A 16,845-nucleotide genomic window follows, 5' to 3' on the forward strand; every position below is an offset into this window, starting at 1 on the left:
CAATCGGGACATTGATGCACGTCCCGCGCCGGCTAATTTACGGATGGCAGTCGCCAGTTTCAAGGTCTCCGGAACCGCAAACTCGAGGGCGCTGCAGCGCTGTCACATCCCCTGTCCCGGCTTTCACCTCAGCCATTTGGATTTTTTCCATCGTCCTCGAGGCGAATCAGCAGCGTGCGACCGAGGCACTGCAAGGGAAGTGCCCTCGGTCGTCCGCGGCCGTGGCGCGCAGCGCTGCTCACTCAGCCGCGTGCGCAGCGGTGGGCGACCCCGCTGTGCTGGAACTGTCGCCCATGCAACTAACCCAATGAAGTGAGGCAAGTCGGACGGCGCTGTACATCGCGTCGCAAATCTGGCCGACAGCAGCCACTGTGCGGCACTGGAAGATTTCAAATCTTCGTCAGGAGGACTCCATGCACAGGCAAGATCCAAGAAACCGCCAGCGACCGCCTCGCAGCGAGCTGTGGCTGCTGGCTTTCGTCCTGCTTCTGATTGCAATGCTTGGCTTGCTTCATTTGGCGGTGCAGCGCGAGCGCGAAGCGGGGATTGGCCTGATCGAAAGCCAGTCATTCTCGAAAGTGCTCGGCAGCTTTCCAAGCAGGGCCGCCGCACGCTGAAGTCACCGAGCGAGCGCGCATTCCAGCGAGCGGCCAACATCACAGGCCATCCGGACGACCTCCATGAAGCTGTCCAGCTGTACCCATTGCGGAAGCCGTGTTTTTTCGAGAACGTCACGTGCGAGGCCTGCGAAAGCTCACTGGGCTTCTTGCCCACGCGCACCGTGATCGAGCAATGCTTGCCGATTTTCCATTTCATCAAACGAGATGGATTGCAGTCTGGGCTCGCAGGACAGCGACCCCTTCCTCATCGAGCGATGCAGGCGCGGTGAGAAGGCGACGACACCGATAAGGTCGAATCTTGCATCGACCATTCGCCCCGCAAGATAATGCCCAGATGCTGGCACGCATCATCTACCGCAGCATCTCGAAAAGTCCTTCGCCCAACGACATCGCGGCCATTCTTCGCACTTCCAGAAGGAACAACGCCTCGCTCGGGATCACCGGCGCGCTCTGCCATCTCCGCGGCGCATTCATGCAGTATCTCGAGGGGGAGGAGGCATCGCTGGAGCATCTGCTCGGTCGCATCGGGCGCGATCCCAGACATTGCCAGCTTGTGGTGCTGGAGTACCGCCTCATCGCAGTGCGCGCATTTCCGCAGTGGTCAATGGCGGCATTGGAATCGGATGACGAAATCAATGCATCGCTTGGCGCCCTGCGGGACATGGGTTTGTTCGGTATCCAGGCGAGCAGCGCGGCGCCGGCGGTGCGTGCACTCGCGTCGACGGCGCAATGGGCGCGCTGCGCAGGCTGAAGCAGCCCACCGCTGACAGTTGCATTCAGGCGCAGGCCCCGTCACTGCTCCAGCAGCGGAGGGACCGAGCCGGGGCGGCGCACGGCTGAAGCTCGGGGTGCAGACTTCATGCGCGCGCTGCCATTGACGCGCCGGATCTTCAGCGCAGCGAAACGCTGCCATCCCGACACGCTGCTGTCAGCGCGTTGTGACGAAGCGCCTTGTCTCAGCTCGCCGACAGGCTTGCTCGTGCGCGACTTGGGCAAGTACAGGGCACAAGAACACGGTCGAATCAGGGTGCCGGCGCTTGATCTCAGGATCTTGCAGACCCTGCCGGATCTGGCAGTTGCGCCATCGCGCAGATGCGCCAAGCATGAACCTCCAGCCCATCACTCCGGAGCCCCTCATGCGTACAACGCCGACATGCGAGCTGATTCCGGCGGCAACCCTCGATCTGATCTGGTCCTTCAGGCCCGCAACTGATCACACAGGCGATGCAGTTTGCCGGGCAGACTTCCCGAATGGAACATGCCCCGGATCAGCAAATGTTTGGCAGCGACGACGCCGTGCCCCTGTCTGCGGCCAGCCGCGTCCCACCCGCTGCCGAGCGCGCGCTCCACGACGTGCTGGATCGGCTCGGGCCATCGGTGTTCGCGGGCCTCCTCGACAGCGAGGGTGTTCTGCGGTATGCCAACCATGCGGCGCTGCGCGCCATCGGCTGCACGCCTGAGCAGGTGATCGGCCAGCGCTTCGACACCACGCCATGGTGGCAAGGGTGCGAACTGTCCCGGCGACGTCTGAAGGGGGCATTGGCAAGCGCCCTGCGCGGGGAGGCCTCGCGCTTCGATGCGCGCGTCGTCACGGACGGTGCTCACACACTCGTCATGGATTTCTCATTACTGCCTCTGTATGGTCCTGACGGACGCGTGGTGTGGCTGATCCCTTCCGCATTCGACGTCAGCGAACGGGAGCATGCCCAGCGGCAATTGCTGCTGACCCGCCATGCCGTTGAACAGGCCAACGATGCGCTGTTCCTGGTGGGGCCCGACAGTGCATTTCACGATGCCAACGCAGCCGCCTGCCGACTGCTGGGCCTTGATCGCCGACAGGTGCTGCGATTGCGCGTGGCGGACGTCGACACCCAAATGGAGGGGACGACATGGCCTCAGTGCTGGCGCCAGTTGTGCGAGCAGGGTGCGCTGCGGTTCGAGACCAGCATTCGCCACAACGAGGGGCATGAGATACCTGTCTCTGTCTCCGTCAGCCTTGTGACGAGTGACGGCGAGACATTCGCTCATGTCTGCATGGACGACTTGCGGGAGCGCCGTACGGCCGAACGCCGCATCCGGCAACTGCTGCGCTTTGACGAGCTGACCGGTCTTCCGAACCGCCAGGGCCTCTATGAAAGCCTGGTCGCCACTTTGCAGACCAGCGCCCAAACGGCGGTCCTGATCTTGGAAATCGACCGCTTCAAGCGCGTCAACGATGGCCTCGGCCTCCAAATCGGCGACGCGGCGTTGCGTGAATTGGCACAGCGAATCGTTTCGACCGTGCGCAACGTCGACCTGGTCGCGCGCAGGGGCAGCGATGAATTCGTGATCGTGATGCCCGCTCCTTCGGATTCGGTATTTGCTACGGCCCAGGCCCTGCTTGGGGCCATCGCCCAGCCCTTGAGGATCGAAGGCCACGAAATCCACCTGACTTGCAGCATCGGCGTCGCAACGGCGCCAGAAGACAGCGACGGCGTCGATCCATTGATGCGCCGCGCGAGTGCCGCGCTGCAACAGGCCCAGCGCCTGGGCCGCAATCAGTTCTGCGTCTATGCCGACGCGGCACAGGATGACGATCCCGAACGGTTGACGCTGGAGACTGCGCTGCGCTATGCGCTGCGCGACGAGCAGTTAGAACTGCACTACCAGCCGCAAATCGACTTGAAACACGGAAGCATCGTAGGCGTCGAGGCCCTGCTACGCTGGCATCACCCCACGTTGGGCACCATCGCCCCGGATCGTTTCATCCCCATCGCAGAAGAGTCCGGTCTGATTGTCGCCATCGGCGATTGGGTATTGCGTTGCGCGATAGAACAGGCCGCGGCCTGGCAACGTGCCGGGCTGCCGCCCCTGCGCATGGCGGTGAACCTGTCTGCGCGCCAGTTGCTGCAGCATGACCTGGCACAGCGAATCGAAGACCTGCTCGCCGCGGCCGGGTTGAACCCGCGACTCTTCGGTGTCGAGGTCACCGAGAGCACGCTGATCGTCAACTTCAATCAAGCGGTGCAACACCTGCAGGCACTGCGCGCGCTGGGCGTCGAGGTCTCGCTCGACGACTTCGGCACGGGCTATTCAAGCCTGGGCTATCTACGCCGTCTGCCGGTGGACGTGGTGAAGATTGACCGCTCTCTGGTGCCGGACGTCGCTGCGCCGGCTGAAGATGTGTCGATCACGCGGGCCATCATCACCATGGCGCACCGGCTGCAGATGAAGGTGGTTGCCGAAGGTGTCGAGAGTGAAGGCCAGGCGATCCTGCTGGCCGCCAACCGATGCGACCAAATGCAGGGATATTGGTTCAGCGCCGCGGTGACGGCCTCCGAGGTGGAGACCATGCTGCGCGAGGGACGTCGGGTTGATGCGGCGCTGCTCGGACAGCGCTCCAACCCCGAGCAGCGCACCCTGCTGTTGGTTTGCAACGATGAAACCAACGCCGCAGCGCTGCGTCGGCATCTGCTCACCGACGGCTGGCAGGTGCTCGAGGCCACCAATGCCGAGCAGGCACAGCATTTGATGGCAAGACACCGGGTGGACGCGATCCTTTCCGACCCTGCCACCCCTCAAACAATCGGCGTACAACTGCTTGGCGGTGAAAAGGAGCAGTAGCTGGGAAAAATCTGGCTGCACTGTCTGGTGGAGGTTGGCCTCAGCCTTGCGGCCCTGTTGCGCTTGGGCCGCATGCGGCGCAGCGCCAGCCCTTGCTCCCTGTAAGGGCGACAAATCCTCCTGTGGTCATTGAAGTCCTCGCGCCGCAGCCTCACGTGCACACGCACTGTCGTCGTAGTGCACGCGTGTCTGGGCGATCGCTTTCATGCGCATGATCAACGCTTTATCGCTTGCGTGCGACTGATCGATAGATATACACGGCAACTTTCCGTGGCAACCAACATCACGGTGCTGCCCAGTGCACATGGTCCGTGATTTCAGTAGTCCTCGAGCTGCCGCGGCTGCTGGTTTGCGGGATACGGCGGAACTCCGTCTCTCAGACATCGAAGCTGCCTGACACGTCTGCGACTACCTGCCGCTCGGTCGGGCCAGCCTGGCCGCTGCCGCCAAGGTTGTCGAAGGTCTGTTCATGCAGCACCACCCAGCCGGGGACGAGGCTGCTCTCGCGCTTGAGAGCCGGTCCAGCACCTGCCGGTTCGCGGGCAGCTTGCTGGTGACCTGGACCGATCAGCACGTAGTTGTGACGGCATTGACCAGCTGGGCGACGCAACGCCTTTCGGCCCATACGATACGCGAGCCCTGGCTGCGGTGCCCGCCAGTTGTGAGCAGATTTGGGAACCGTTGGAGGACCGTGTTTTGGCGATGCATGCCCGTGATGTGGGCCCTGCAGACGCCCTCCCCTACGCTGTGGCGATCATCAACAGGTCGCGGTCCGTGGGCTTGTCCCAGTTCTCGCCATACGCGGCCGTCGCGTAGAAGCTCACCATCTCATGGCGCACCATGCCGTGCGTCCATCCCTTGGCAGCGAGCCGCTGGATCACAGCGGGATGCGCATTGCGGTGCACCAGCGCTTCTCGCAGGCCTTCGACAAGTTCGGACTGGCGCGCGGGCGCCAACGCGCCGATTTCCCGCACGATCTGCTCAATGCGCTCGGCGAGCCACCGCTTCTCCCATTGCGCCAGCCTCTCGCTGGGCGGCAAGGCCGTTGGCACGGAAGCGTGGACCTCGGCCTGCGCCTCCTGGACCTGCAGCTGCTCGGCCGCGTGCCCGGGCAAGACGCTCTTCAAATAGCGCAGCGGATCGCGCAGCGGTTCCGGAAATGCGCTGGCCGCGCGCTTCTCAACGGCCTCAAGCCCGGTGGTGACCGCTGCCTCGCCGAATTCGTCGATGAGGCGCTCGACGCGGGCGTGGTCGATCCCCAGGCGTTGGGCGCTGGCCAGGACGCTGACATTGACCGGTTCTGTTGCGCTCCTTTGCTGCAACGCCAGCGCCTTTTGCGGTTTCTTTCGTACCGTGAACTGCAAGTCCGACACGAAGCGACCGGACTTGAATTCGAGCATCTCGATCTCGATGTCCGCCACGGCGTTGATCTCGGCCACTGCGGGGCGCAGGGTGTCACGCTTGAAAATGCGGTACTCAAGTTTCTGCAGCCGCTCGTCATCGGGGCGTCCTAGCAACACCGGCCGCCACCAGCCCCAAGCCTTGCGGGCTGTCTGGCCGACGCCGATATAGCGTGAGCAGATCTCATACAAAGCCACGGCCGGATGCGACCCCAGCTGTGAGATGACATCCAGCGAGAGCTTGGCGAATATCTCCGGGTCCAGCAGCTCGTGGCGCATGTTCACCGCGTACGACCATTCCACGAAGACCTGACCGCGTTCCTTGCTCAGACGGGCGTGCGACAACATCCCGCACACGTCCCATGTCTGCCACTCTCCACTGGTCGGCGACTGCCACTCGACCAAGGTCGAAACCATCGCGCGCAAATGCGTCTTGATGATCTTCATGTCCCCTGAGTTGTAGTCCAGCCCGCGGACGATATCGGTCAACGCGGCGCGAAAGGTTTCCTGCTCGAGGCCCTGGTTCTGCGCCAGGTGAAGGAGCACGTTCCATGTTCGGCGCCCCAGAGCGGTGATCTTGCTGTTCTGAGGCACCAACGCGAGCGAGAACACCGGTTTGCGCAGGGGTCCTGCCACCCGGGCCACCGATGTGAGTTCGCGCGCACCTTGATTCATTGCCAGGAACTTTACCGCACCCTGCCCGACAGGTGAATCGGCGATTCACCTGTCGTTGGATGACAAGCCCACCCCTGTCTACTGAAAAAGCTCCACTTCGACCCCGCCTCACGGGCAATTTGCCAAGCGATATTGACTGTAAAAGCTCCGTGGCAGCGCTCTTACGGTCACTTGCAGGGCCGCTGGGCGCGTTTTTTGGCGCTTCTTGGCGTTCACCGTATCCACCGCTGGATCTCCCTGTGCAGGCTCCAGTTGAAGCCGTATCCACTCCGCTCCTTACTGGATTGGCTCCGATGCTCACTGTAAAAGCTCCGGTAGATCATGTAAGTTGTTGATAAAGAACAACTTTTTCGGCTTAAAGAGATAAAGGATTTGAAGGATATGACTTAGAAATACCCGCGCGCGGGGTCTTTGGAGCTTTTTCAGGAAAGTTGCACTCCACGTTGGACGAGATTTGGTTGGTTTGCGCAAAACACGTCCAACCCGCACAATCACGCCATCAAACAAGAAACGGCTTAACAATGGAAATACGACCGCAAATCACGCTAGCAGGGGTTCATCAACAGGCGGAGGAAGCTGCCGAGATGTTGGCCAGCATTCGCTCGGCGATGTTGGCGCCCATGGTTCGCAAGGCCTCACCCACCTTCAGCGCTGACCAGGTGGCCACGATGTGCGAAGCATCCTCACGCGGCTCGTTCGCGCACAAACTGGGCAGCCGCAAGGACATGCCCGCGGGGACCCTCGTTTCCAATGGACGCAAGCGGATCTTCGAATTGGCGGAGGCTCGCCAGTGGGTGCGTGAGTATCGCAAGGACATGCTCCGACCGGAAGGTGCAGAAGCCGTCACGATCTCGATCGCGAACTTCAAGGGTGGCACCACAAAGACGACAACGGCAATGACCTTGGCACAGGGACTGAGCCTGATGGGGCACAAGGTCCTGGTGATCGACACAGACCCGCAAGCATCGCTCACCACCCTGTTCGGGATCCTTCCTGACGTGGAGATCGATGCCAAGGACACCATCATGTCACTGGCAGATGGATCACTCACGACCGTGCGCCCGCTGATCCGAAGCACGTATTGGGACGGCCTGGACCTGGTGCCAGCTGCTTCTTCGCTGTTCGATGCGGAGTTCATGCTGCCTTCGCGCCAGGGCAAGGAAGGTCTTTCTGGTTTTGAGTTCTATAAAGTTCTCGACCTCGGAATCGATGACGTCCGCGCCGACTACGATGTGATCATCATCGACAGCCCCCCTGCCCTGTCGTACCTCACCATCAATGCATTGATGGCTGCGAACGGCATCATCATGCCGCTTCCGCCTGAGACGCTTGACTTCGCATCGTCGACCCAGTTCTGGTCCCTGTTCTCGGATTTGACCGAAAGCATGCTGGAGTCGAGAGGGCAAACCAAAAGTTTTGATTTCATCAACGTTCTACTTTCCCGCGTGCCGCCGAAAGCAGGTAGAGGGGCGTCTACGACCGCTGACGCAGTGCGCGAATGGATCTCAGCCACCTATAAAGAAAAGGTCCTTCCGCTGGAGATTCCGCGCACCTCCATTGCGTCTCAAAAATCGTCCGGGTTCGGCACGGTCTACGACAGCGAAGCGAGTGACGCTAAGGACAAGACGTACAAGCGGGCTCGGGATGCGTACGACCTTTTTGTGCAGCATGTCGAGGTGTCAGTGCGGAATGCATGGAACCGGCAGTTGCTGGCCGATGATGTCTCGGCAGGTTTGAACCGTTCAAACCCCCAGGAGTTGGCGGTTTGACGGCGTCTGATTATGGGGTTGGTGGCTCCCGACAAGGCGTATCGATGCGCGCCTCATTGCTGCGGTCGCACGCGTTTGGTCATCGTAAACACGTCGTTCCCACGTCAGTGCGCAGGCAGTTCAGTCCATTCACGAAGCTCCGGCGCTGGGGGTTTGAACGGTTCAAACCTTGGACGCCAGTTCACGGTTCGTTCTCGTGTGAGGCGCAATTTTTAGCGCCCGCTGGGCCGGTAATCGCCAAAATTGGGAGCGATGAACGGCAGCGGTGGGACGGTAAGGGCGCGACTCGAGGCGCTGCAGGTATCGGCAGTTTGTACGCGGAAGGCAGGGGGTTTGAACGGTTCAAACCCTGGGCGGCGGTTCATCGCTCGTTTTTGTATGACACGCGATCCCTGGCGCCCACTGAGCCCGCACCCGCCAAAATTGGGAGCCATGAAAGGCTGCAGTTCGATGGCAAAAATGCGACTCGGGGCGCGACAAGCAAGGGCATGTGGTACGCAGATGGCAGAGGGTTTGAACGGTTCAAACCCTGGTCGGCCTTTGGTGGTTCGTGCTCGTCTAAGACGCAAATTTTGGCGCTTACAGAACTAGCACCCGCCAAAATGGGGAGCAACGAAGGGTTGCGGTTTGAATATGAAATGGCAGGCCGAGGTGCAGTCAGCAGCGGCCTCTTGTATTCAGGAGGCAGGGGGTTTGAACGGTTCAAACCCTGGGGATGGATTAGAACGTATCTCGTGGATGCCGTGACATGTCGGCCATCCGCAGCGCACAGCGGCATGCGTTGCTCGACGCCAGAATTGGCGAGCACGCACCAAACCGACCTTCTGGCTGCCTCGCTGGACCGGCAAACAGGCCAGGGCTTTTAAAGGATTGATCGATGGCAAACAAGAACCTTATCAAGCGTGCGTTCAGCGTCACCGCCAACCTCCCTTCGCAACGTGCTGAAGGGCCGCTCCCTACTGGATCGGCAATGCTTGAGCCGATTGCCCGCCAAACGGTGCCCGCGCCAGACGCGCCCGCGTCCGAGGAACGACCGATGCGGCTCCTCGAATCGGTCGCCGCGCCTGCGGAGACCCCTCATGCCCAACGACAGAGCGCGGGGCCGCGTACGAGCCCGGGTTCCATGCTCGCGTTCATGGCGGAGCAGTCCGAAGTGCACAAGGAAGTTGTGGAACTGCGTCAGCGACTGAATGCTTTCGATGGCGCTGACGTGGTGAGACGTCTTGATCCTGCGCTGGTGTCAGTCTCCCAGTGGGCGAACCGGGATCGCGCGCACTTCGCGACAGAAGCGTTTGCCAGACTCAAGGCTGAAATCGACAGCGCTGGCGGAAACATTCAACCCATTAAAGTACGCACCATTGCCAGTCCGGCCCAGGGAGCGCCACAGTTCGAGATTGTGTATGGGCACCGTCGGCACCAAGCATGCCTTGAACTCGGCATTCCGGTTCTCGCGCTTGTTGAGGAGGGCATGAAAGATGCCCAGCTTTTTGTCGAGATGGACCGTGAGAATCGCGAGCGCGAGGATTTGTCACCTTGGGAGCAGGGCGTGATGTACACGCGCGCCCTGGAGGAGGGTTTGTTCCCTTCTGCCAAACAGCTTGCGGCGGCGCTGGGCGTCGACATGGGCACCGTCTCGAAAGCAAGGACGCTCAGCGCGCTCCCGCGGGAGGTGCTCGATGCATTCGCCTCACCGCTCGACCTCCAGTTCCGCTGGGGCAAGCTGCTCACCGAGGCCCTGCAACGAGACCCTGAAGGGGTGCTTGAGCGAGCCAGGATCGTCGCTGCGCAAACGCCGCGGCCGTCGTCCACCGAGGCGTTGAAGACGCTGATCCAAAGGTCGACCGGCAAGGCGCGGCCACTGGGTTCGGCGACTTGGCTCAATGGTGAAGGCCATCAGATCGCCACAATGAGCACGGATCGAAAGGGGAGGGTGACCGTTTCTGTTGACCGCCTTGAGGAGGGGCAACTACGGCGCTTGATCAAGCTCCTGGATGGTTTTCTTGGGGTCAAGTCGGAGTAGCGCGCCAGGGCCTCGGTCGGCGTGCGCCAGGCGCGCTACGAGCTCGCCTTGTTGTTTGTTTGCGCTTACTATCAACGTATTGCGCATGCTTGCTGAACCCCACGGGTTGCTTCTATCAGCTGACGAGGGGATGCGACGAAAATCGGCGGTTTGGCACCCATTTATCGCATAGATGATTATTTTTACGAGATGGCAGTTGTCCCGCCCTCAGGCGCAGGTCCGCAAAAGTGTCTGCAGTGCGCCTCCACGCCCGACGAATTGCATCGGCGGCTTGGCCGCTTGCGCCTGCGAAAACCAGAGGGTGCTCCACCGTTTGGGCACCGCGCGGATTTCGGACGGTATTTCTTTCAGGGCCGCGATCAGACGGCTGAACACCAAGCCGGCATCTTCCTTCACTCCATGCCGGCACCCTTCGCTTATGTTGAACCGGGCGGAGTGGGATAGGGCAGAGCGGGTCGAGGCCTGCGGTCGGCCCGCTCCGCTGTGGCGGAGCGCCAATGAACCTTGGCGCATCTGTCGATAGCGGACGTCCCGCTCAGCCGTGCGTTAAGGCTGCGTTGAACGCGGAGCTTCGTTCCATCACCTCAACGAGAAAGTCCATGGCAGCCCGGACCGGGCCCGCGTTTTTCACGTCCCTATGGACCACCAGCCAGATGTCTCGCGAAAAAGATGACTCGTTGTTGGCGACACGAAGCAATGTCTCGTCAGCTTCGCCCAAGAAGCAGGGAAGCCCGCCCACACCTGCGCCCGCACGAACTGCCGCGTGGTGGCCATTTATCTCGCTGAGTTCGCAGGCGATCGGGCGCTTGCCCGCAACGCTACGAAGCCATTTTTGCTGCGGCATATCTTCAAATCGCGCATCGTAGGCAATGAACTCCCAAAGCTCCGGGTGCGGAAGCGCCTCGTAGCTCCGGCTCGCGTACAGGGCGAAGGGCATTGTTCCCAACTTCCGCACGACGCTGCCCGGTTCCGTTGGACGCACCAGCCGCACCGCAATGTCCGCCTCGCGCCGACCCAGCGACACGTGCTGAGCTTGGCCGGACACGGACAACTGGATGCCGGGAAACCTTTTGCGGAACTCCGTCAGATGCTGCGCCAGGAAGCTTGCAACCAAGACAGGCGGCACGCTGAGAGAAACCTTACCGGTGAGTGGCGATTGGCTGGCACGGACGGCCCGCTCGATGGTGAACGCGTCGTCTTCCAAGGCCAGCGCCAGCGTGAACACGTGCGACCCCACATCGGTCAGACGACAGGCTCGCGGCAGCCGCTCCACGAGGCGCACCTGCAGATCGCGTTCCAGGGAGGTCAATCGACGGCTGATAGTTGCATGGTCAACCTTCAACTCGCGGGCCGCGCCCGACAGGGTGCCCATGCGGCCGACAGCGACGAAATGCCTCAGGTCTTCCCAGTCGAACATCTGTGCATTTTCTCCAGGATGGATTGCAGTTTTATGGAGTTTACGCACAGAACTCCCCCCCTAGCATCCGAGTTTGCTATTTCACGGGACAGTTTGATGGAAACCATTTCCTTGAGTCACCGCCAGCGCGGAACCCTGGTTGCAGCAGGCCTTGGATTCGTCGTGGTGCTGCTGGATGTCAGCGTCGTCAACGTCGCACTCGAGACCCTGCGTGTCAGCTTCGGCACCGATGTCGCCGGCCTGCAGTGGGTGGTCAATGCATACACGCTGGTCTTCGCGGCACTGCTCTTGACCTCCGGAGCGCTTGGTGACCGGATGGGGGCCAAGCGGGTCTTCATGGCGGGCTTCGCCGTTTTTACACTGGCCTCTCTCGCTTGCGGTCTCGCGCCGAGCTTGGCGTTGCTGGTGGTTTCGCGCGTCGTCCAGGGCATGGGGGCGGCTCTCCTGGTTCCCAGCTCCCTGATGCTGCTGCAGCAGGCATTTCCCAATCCTGCTCAACGCAGCCGTGCGGTAGGTTGGTGGGGAGCTGCCGGAGGTATCGCCCTGGCAGCCGGACCGGTGCTGGGCGGACTGCTCATTGCGCATGTGGGATGGCGTGGCATCTTTCTCATCAACCTGCCGATTGGCGCGCTCGGATTGGCGCTAACGCTGTGCTACGCACCCACCGCAGCTGCGAAGCCAAGCCGTGGACTTGACCTGCCAGGTCAGCTTGCGGCCATGCTTGCACTCGCTTCCTTGACCGCCGCTTTGACAGAAGCGAGTCGGCTGGGGTGGTTCCATCCCCTGGTCTGTGGGGGAATAGCAATATCACTCATCAGCGCAACCGCGTTCTACTGGCTGGAGCGGCACAGCAAGGAACCCATGCTTCCGCTCTCGTTGTTCCGCAGCACGACCTTCTCGATAGCGACTGCGGTGGGCGTGGTGGTGAATTTTGCCTACTACGGGCTGGTGTTCGTCTTCAGCCTGTTCTTCCAAGCGGTCCAGCAGCTCTCTCCGCAACAGACCGGGTTGGCCTTCTTGCCTATGACGGCCATCCTGATGGTCATGAACATCGTCGCCGGAAGGTTGGTGACCCGCGCAGGTACGCGAGCCTTGATGGTCGCCGGACTGGCGCTCGCCTCCCTCGGGTATCTGCTGCTGCTTCGGGTCGACGCAGACCGCGCGTATCTGACACTGGTGCTACCGATGCTGCTTGCAGCAAGCGGCATCGCGTTGGTGGTTCCAACCATGACCAACGCGACTTTGTCATCAGTCGACGCAGCGCATGCGGGCATCGCGTCCGGTGTCCTCAATTCGGCCCGTCAGATTGGAGGAATGCTGGGGGTGGCCGTGTGCGGGTTCTTCGTGCGCGACACTGAACCAGGCATCTTTCTGCACGGCATGCATGTGTCGCTTGCCTTGGCCGTCGTTCTCTTGTCTGCGGGTGGCATCCTCAGCTACTTTGGGTTGAAAAAGCCTAACCTTGCAGACACGACGGCGCAGCATGGTTGAACCGGCAAAAACGACCGTCGGCTGCCGGCCGACGCCCGAGTTTTCAACAGAATCGGCCCAAAGCCGCCATCCAGATTCCTCTGAAGCTGCCGTTCCCTCCAATCTCGCAAAAGCTGCGCTGCCGTTGAGGGCTTCCCGTAGGAACGACTGCTAAGGCGGAAAGAAGTCTTTCTTCCAAACGCTTGCATTCTCGACTCACGCGCCAGCGCCGATCTGCCCGCCCGTAGGGCGATTGATTCAAGCGGTGCTACGATAAAAGCATCGGGAATACAGCGTCCCGGTCTGCAAAAAGTAGACGGTGTCCCGTCCAAGCGCTGGTCACTCATAACGGAGCTATCCGTGGACACCGCATCGCCTGACGCACATTCCGCATCCCCCGCACCTTCTGTGCACCCTCAGCCCGTTTCCTTCGTTGAAGCACTTCGCTTCTGGCTCAAGCTTGGCTTCATCAGCTTCGGCGGTCCCGCCGGGCAGATCGCGATCATGCACACCGAGCTCGTCGAGCGGCGGCGCTGGATCAGCGAAAAGCGCTTTCTTCACGCACTGAATTTCTGCATGCTGCTGCCTGGTCCCGAGGCGCAGCAACTGGCCACGTACATCGGCTGGCTCATGCACCGCACGCGCGGCGGCATCGTTGCGGGCGCACTGTTCGTGTTGCCGTCGCTGTTCATCCTGATCGCGCTATCCTGGATTTACCTGCGTTTTGGCAACGTGCCGGTGGTAGCCGGCATCTTTTACGGCATCAAGCCTGCCGTCACTGCGCTGGTGCTGCACGCGGCGCATCGCATCGGCAGCCGCGCGCTGAAAAACCGGTGGATGTGGGGCATCGCTGCCGCTGCGTTCGTGGCGATCTTCGCGTTCGACACGAAGTTTCCGGCGATCGTGCTGGCAGCCGGCCTGATCGGCCATGTCGGGGCGCGCTGGGCTCCTGGGGTTTTCGCACTCGGCGGCGGGCATGGGGGCGCCGCCCAAAGCTACGGCCCGGCGCTGATCGACGACGACACGCCGACACCACCGCACGCGCGCTTCTCACGTTCGCACCTGATCAATATCCTCGCGATCGGCGTGGGCCTTTGGCTGCTCTCCATGGGCGTGCTGATCGTCACGCAGGGACTGCAGGGCACACTCACGCAGATGGGCTGGTTCTTCACCAAGGCGGCCTTGCTGACCTTCGGCGGCGCCTATGCCGTGCTGCCCTACGTCTACCAGGGCGCCGTCGAACACCATCACTGGCTCTCCGGCGCGCAGATGATCGATGGCCTTGCGCTTGGCGAGACGACGCCAGGTCCGCTCATCATGGTCGTGGCCTTCGTCGGCTTTGTCGGTGGATGGCTCCAACAGTTGCTGGGGCCGGACTCGGCGTTCCTGGCGGGCGCGCTGGCCGCAACCATCGTGACCTTCTTCACCTTCCTGCCGTCATTCATCTTCATTCTTGCTGGCGGGCCCGCCATCGAAGCCACACACGGCAAGCTGGGCTTCACGGCCCCGCTGTCGGCCATCACCGCGGCGGTGGTGGGCGTGATCCTGAACCTGGCGCTTTTCTTCGCGTACCACGTGCTCTGGCCTCAGGGCTTCGGCGGCCATTTCGACAGGGTCTCAGCGGTGATTGCCGTGGCGGCCGCGGTGGCCCTGTTCCGCTTCAAAGTCGGCGTGATGACGCTGCTCGGTGCCTGCGCGACCATCGGGTTGGCGGTTACGGTGTTGCTTCCCCAACTGCGCTGATCGGGTGGTCATGGATGCTCGAATTCAAGCCTCGCAGGTTGACGCAGACAGGGCTGAACCCCGTTCGATGAGCACCTCCTCGATCGCGCGCCCACGCGTGGCTCTACGGGCTGGCGCACCACGTCCATCGTGAACAAGAAGCGGCCCGCGCCGCATGGTTCGGCTTGAGGCTTTCGCACGAGCCTCTCGACGTCGACCACGGCATCGCTGACCAGCTCCCCGACGGCAATGGACAGGTCGCCGAGCGTCATCGCGTTGAACGGTTGCCCGAGCACCTTGAATGCCAGCGCGGTGACCGCCAGTGACAGCGGAATCGCAACCCGCGAAATGACACTGATGCGCGCCGATCGCAGGGATGCGAACAGCACGATGACCATCATGTTCGCGCGTCCCGGCCTAGGACACGCCGATCTGTCAGTTATTCAACGCGCCGACACGGTGGGCGTTTTCCAGATCGAAAGCCGGGCGCATATGGCGATGCTCCCGCGCATGAAATCGGTTCGTTTCTATGACCTGATATTTAAGGTGATGGCCATTGTCCGGCCGGGCACGATCCAGGGCCGAGGGTCCACCCTTACCTCCGCCGGCGCGCGGGCGAAGAAGCAATTAGGGGAGGTTAGGCGCTCCAAGCGCTATCGATAGCGCCTATTCGGCGCACAAGCAGTCGCCAACACACAGGAGATGGTCGCCTTATGTCAGTGAATTCGAATCAAGGTGGACGGCTTCCAATCACGCTCACTCGTCGCGCTGCGGCTTTTCCTTGCGCGAGCGATCGGAATAAGGAGAACTGCCTACGTTCTCGGTCGTCCCTACGCCAGCATCCCCTTTGCGCACAGGTTGCGACGGCTCTGGTGTGCCGGCCTGCTCGTCCGGCCCTTCACCTCGTTCGCTTGAAGTCTTCGCTGTCTGCTTCATCGCCTTCTGCGCGGGAAGCGCATGGTCGGATTCGGGCTTCGAACGATTGGTCATAGGTGTTTATCCTGAAAACTTCGACCCTCTACCCACACTAGATGCCATGATGTCGGACGCTGGCCTGTTTGGTCGTGGCCGCGCACTCCCGCCTCACCGCCTCTTAGCGATGCGCTCCGAAGGCAGCCCGGTAATCAGGTGCTCGGTGAGCGAAAGCCAGGTCTGATAGTCGATCACCAGGATTTTTCGCTTCGGGTTTTGCACGCGCCGCTTTCCAGCCCGCCCTCGTGCGTCTAGTACAGGCGCAGTGAGATTCAAAGCGTGCTGATGGTTTTCTTTCATACCGCTAAAAATGATGGTGAGTAATCACTGGGTGGCGGGGCGTCACTTGGCTAGAGAGCCTGCCCAGCTTGAAGACGCCGAAACGCACTGAAATGCCGGATGGCCTTTTGCTTCTCCCCGACATCCGCGTAGAGCAAGGCAGCATTGCGGTGAGCATCAAGAAGATCCGGTTGCAACCGGAGCGCCTCCTCATAGCTCACCAGCGCGCCTTCGACGTCGCCCGTGCCTTCATGCGCGACGGCGCGATTGAAATGCATCAACGGATCGTCGGGGCAAAACCGAACTCCATCCTCGTACAGCTCGACCGCAGAGTGGCAACGTCCTGCTTCACAGAGGATGAATCCGAGATTCAGGTAAGCATGCGCGTGGGTTGGCTCCTCCACCAGGATCTGCCGGTATATGTCCTCGGCAGCATCCGGTGCGCTCTCTTCCAACGCTTCGGCCCGGGCGAACAGGTCACCGAGGTCGACGCCGCTCTGCGTGGGCAGCGGAGGCGCCGGCAGACGGCTGACGGAGCCGCCGGCGGCAGCAAGCTGCAGGTCCAGGATCAGCTGACCTGTTTCAGGCTCCCAGTGCGCTTCTGCAGAGCGCACTGTCACCCTGTCTCCCTCGGCGGTGATGCGAATGCCTGCCAGAGGAAATTCCAGCGGCATCGAAGCCTTGAGGAGACGCAATGAACGCAGGATCTGCCTAGTCGGAATGCGCGCTGCTCGCAGCTCGTTGGCAGAGCGCAAAAGGACCTGGTCTTGAAAGGAAAAGCGCCAGCCCTTGCCTTCTTCCTTTTCGGGCGCGACAAACCCCAATTCGATGAGCCGGAGCACGACGTGCCTTGAGAGGCCAAAGAATTGGCTCACAGCGTGCTTCGCAGCGGTGGAGG

General features: G+C 61.6%; 13 protein-coding genes and 1 pseudogene. 8 read left to right on the top strand and 6 right to left on the bottom strand.

From position 1 onward, the window contains the following. The first annotated feature begins 413 nt into the window (after nt 1-413). From QTI51_RS36945 to QTI51_RS36955, 3 genes are all read left to right on the top strand, one after another. Entirely contained in the window at nt 414-617 is a 204-nt protein-coding gene (locus QTI51_RS36945) for a hypothetical protein (protein WP_286518142.1), read from the top strand. A gap of 337 nt (nt 618-954) precedes the next feature. Beyond that, complete coding sequence (locus QTI51_RS36950; protein ID WP_286518140.1) at nt 955-1,371, top strand: BLUF domain-containing protein; 417 nt, start codon at nt 955-957, stop codon at nt 1,369-1,371. A 524-nt stretch (nt 1,372-1,895) separates the two neighbouring features. Then, nucleotides 1,896-4,223 carry an EAL domain-containing protein gene (locus tag QTI51_RS36955; protein WP_286547703.1) on the top strand — a complete coding sequence of 776 codons (2,328 nt, stop codon included), beginning with the start codon at nt 1,896-1,898 and terminating at the stop codon, nt 4,221-4,223. 740 nt (nt 4,224-4,963) lie between these two features. Here QTI51_RS36955 and QTI51_RS36960 read toward each other — a convergent pair. After that, a complete protein-coding gene (locus QTI51_RS36960) occupies nt 4,964-6,298 on the bottom strand; it encodes a replication initiation protein (RefSeq protein ID WP_286518137.1) in 1,335 nt (444 codons plus the stop codon). Between the two features lie 521 nt (nt 6,299-6,819). Here QTI51_RS36960 and QTI51_RS36965 point away from each other — a divergent pair. Beyond that, a complete protein-coding gene (locus tag QTI51_RS36965; protein ID WP_286518136.1) occupies nt 6,820-8,067 on the top strand; it encodes an AAA family ATPase in 1,248 nt (415 codons plus the stop codon). Nucleotides 8,068-8,944: 877 nt separating this feature from the next. Further along, the gene (locus QTI51_RS36970) at nt 8,945-10,087 is read left to right on the top strand and encodes a ParB/RepB/Spo0J family partition protein (protein ID WP_286518134.1); all 1,143 of its coding nucleotides are present in this window, start codon (nt 8,945-8,947) and stop codon (nt 10,085-10,087) included. A gap of 207 nt (nt 10,088-10,294) precedes the next feature. On the opposite strand, the gene QTI51_RS36975 is transcribed toward QTI51_RS36970, so the two are convergent. Both QTI51_RS36975 and QTI51_RS36980 read right to left on the bottom strand, forming a co-directional pair. Further along, on the bottom strand, nt 10,295-10,483 hold the full coding sequence (locus QTI51_RS36975; RefSeq protein ID WP_286518132.1) for a hypothetical protein: 189 nt from the start codon (nt 10,481-10,483) through the stop codon (nt 10,295-10,297). Nucleotides 10,484-10,622: 139 nt separating this feature from the next. Continuing rightward, the gene (locus tag QTI51_RS36980; protein WP_286518131.1) at nt 10,623-11,504 is read right to left on the bottom strand and encodes a LysR family transcriptional regulator; all 882 of its coding nucleotides are present in this window, start codon (nt 11,502-11,504) and stop codon (nt 10,623-10,625) included. Nucleotides 11,505-11,600: 96 nt separating this feature from the next. Here QTI51_RS36980 and QTI51_RS36985 point away from each other — a divergent pair, with 96 nt between their 5' ends. Both QTI51_RS36985 and chrA read left to right on the top strand, forming a co-directional pair. Further along, on the top strand, nt 11,601-12,995 hold the full coding sequence (locus QTI51_RS36985; protein ID WP_286518130.1) for an MFS transporter: 1,395 nt from the start codon (nt 11,601-11,603) through the stop codon (nt 12,993-12,995). A 339-nt stretch (nt 12,996-13,334) separates the two neighbouring features. Then, nucleotides 13,335-14,717, top strand: a complete 1,383-nt coding sequence (chrA, locus tag QTI51_RS36990; protein ID WP_286518129.1) for a chromate efflux transporter — start codon at nt 13,335-13,337, stop codon at nt 14,715-14,717. An 8-nt stretch (nt 14,718-14,725) separates the two neighbouring features. On the opposite strand, the gene QTI51_RS39125 is transcribed toward chrA, so the two are convergent. Further along, nucleotides 14,726-15,097, bottom strand: coding sequence for an efflux RND transporter permease subunit (locus tag QTI51_RS39125; protein WP_503011586.1), 372 nt, complete (start codon nt 15,095-15,097; stop codon nt 14,726-14,728). Between the two features lie 40 nt (nt 15,098-15,137). On the opposite strand from QTI51_RS39125, the pseudogene QTI51_RS37000 reads away from it, so the two are divergent. Beyond that, nucleotides 15,138-15,325 (top strand): annotated as a pseudogene (locus QTI51_RS37000) (hypothetical protein); the annotation flags it as partial. Nucleotides 15,326-15,452: 127 nt separating this feature from the next. On the opposite strand, the gene QTI51_RS37005 reads toward QTI51_RS37000, so the two are convergent. Both QTI51_RS37005 and QTI51_RS37010 read right to left on the bottom strand, forming a co-directional pair. Next, entirely contained in the window at nt 15,453-15,686 is a 234-nt protein-coding gene (locus QTI51_RS37005; RefSeq protein ID WP_286518127.1) for a hypothetical protein, read from the bottom strand. 332 nt (nt 15,687-16,018) lie between these two features. Further along, nucleotides 16,019-16,822 (bottom strand): tetratricopeptide repeat protein, encoded by an 804-nt coding sequence (locus QTI51_RS37010; protein WP_286518125.1) that lies wholly within the window; start codon nt 16,820-16,822, stop codon nt 16,019-16,021. Nucleotides 16,823-16,845 lie beyond the last annotated feature (23 nt).

Source organism: Variovorax sp. J22G73, assembly GCF_030317035.1.
Classification (GTDB): Bacteria; Pseudomonadota; Gammaproteobacteria; order Burkholderiales; family Burkholderiaceae_C; genus Variovorax.

Bases quoted from the DNA above. Each gene is read 5' to 3' on its own strand.
- QTI51_RS36950 (WP_286518140.1), top strand. From the start codon at position 955: ATGCTGGCACGCATCATCTACCGCAGCATCTCGAAAAGTCCTTCGCCC.
- QTI51_RS36945 (WP_286518142.1), top strand. From the start codon at position 414: ATGCACAGGCAAGATCCAAGAAACCGCCAGCGACCGCCTCGCAGCGAG.
- QTI51_RS36985 (WP_286518130.1), top strand. From the start codon at position 11,601: ATGGAAACCATTTCCTTGAGTCACCGCCAGCGCGGAACCCTGGTTGCA.
- QTI51_RS36980 (WP_286518131.1), bottom strand. From the start codon at position 11,504: ATGTTCGACTGGGAAGACCTGAGGCATTTCGTCGCTGTCGGCCGCATG.
- QTI51_RS36970 (WP_286518134.1), top strand. From the start codon at position 8,945: ATGGCAAACAAGAACCTTATCAAGCGTGCGTTCAGCGTCACCGCCAAC.
- QTI51_RS36960 (WP_286518137.1), bottom strand. From the start codon at position 6,298: ATGAATCAAGGTGCGCGCGAACTCACATCGGTGGCCCGGGTGGCAGGA.
- QTI51_RS39125 (WP_503011586.1), bottom strand. From the start codon at position 15,097: ATGATGGTCATCGTGCTGTTCGCATCCCTGCGATCGGCGCGCATCAGT.
- QTI51_RS37005 (WP_286518127.1), bottom strand. From the start codon at position 15,686: ATGACCAATCGTTCGAAGCCCGAATCCGACCATGCGCTTCCCGCGCAG.
- QTI51_RS36965 (WP_286518136.1), top strand. From the start codon at position 6,820: ATGGAAATACGACCGCAAATCACGCTAGCAGGGGTTCATCAACAGGCG.
- QTI51_RS36955 (WP_286547703.1), top strand. From the start codon at position 1,896: ATGTTTGGCAGCGACGACGCCGTGCCCCTGTCTGCGGCCAGCCGCGTC.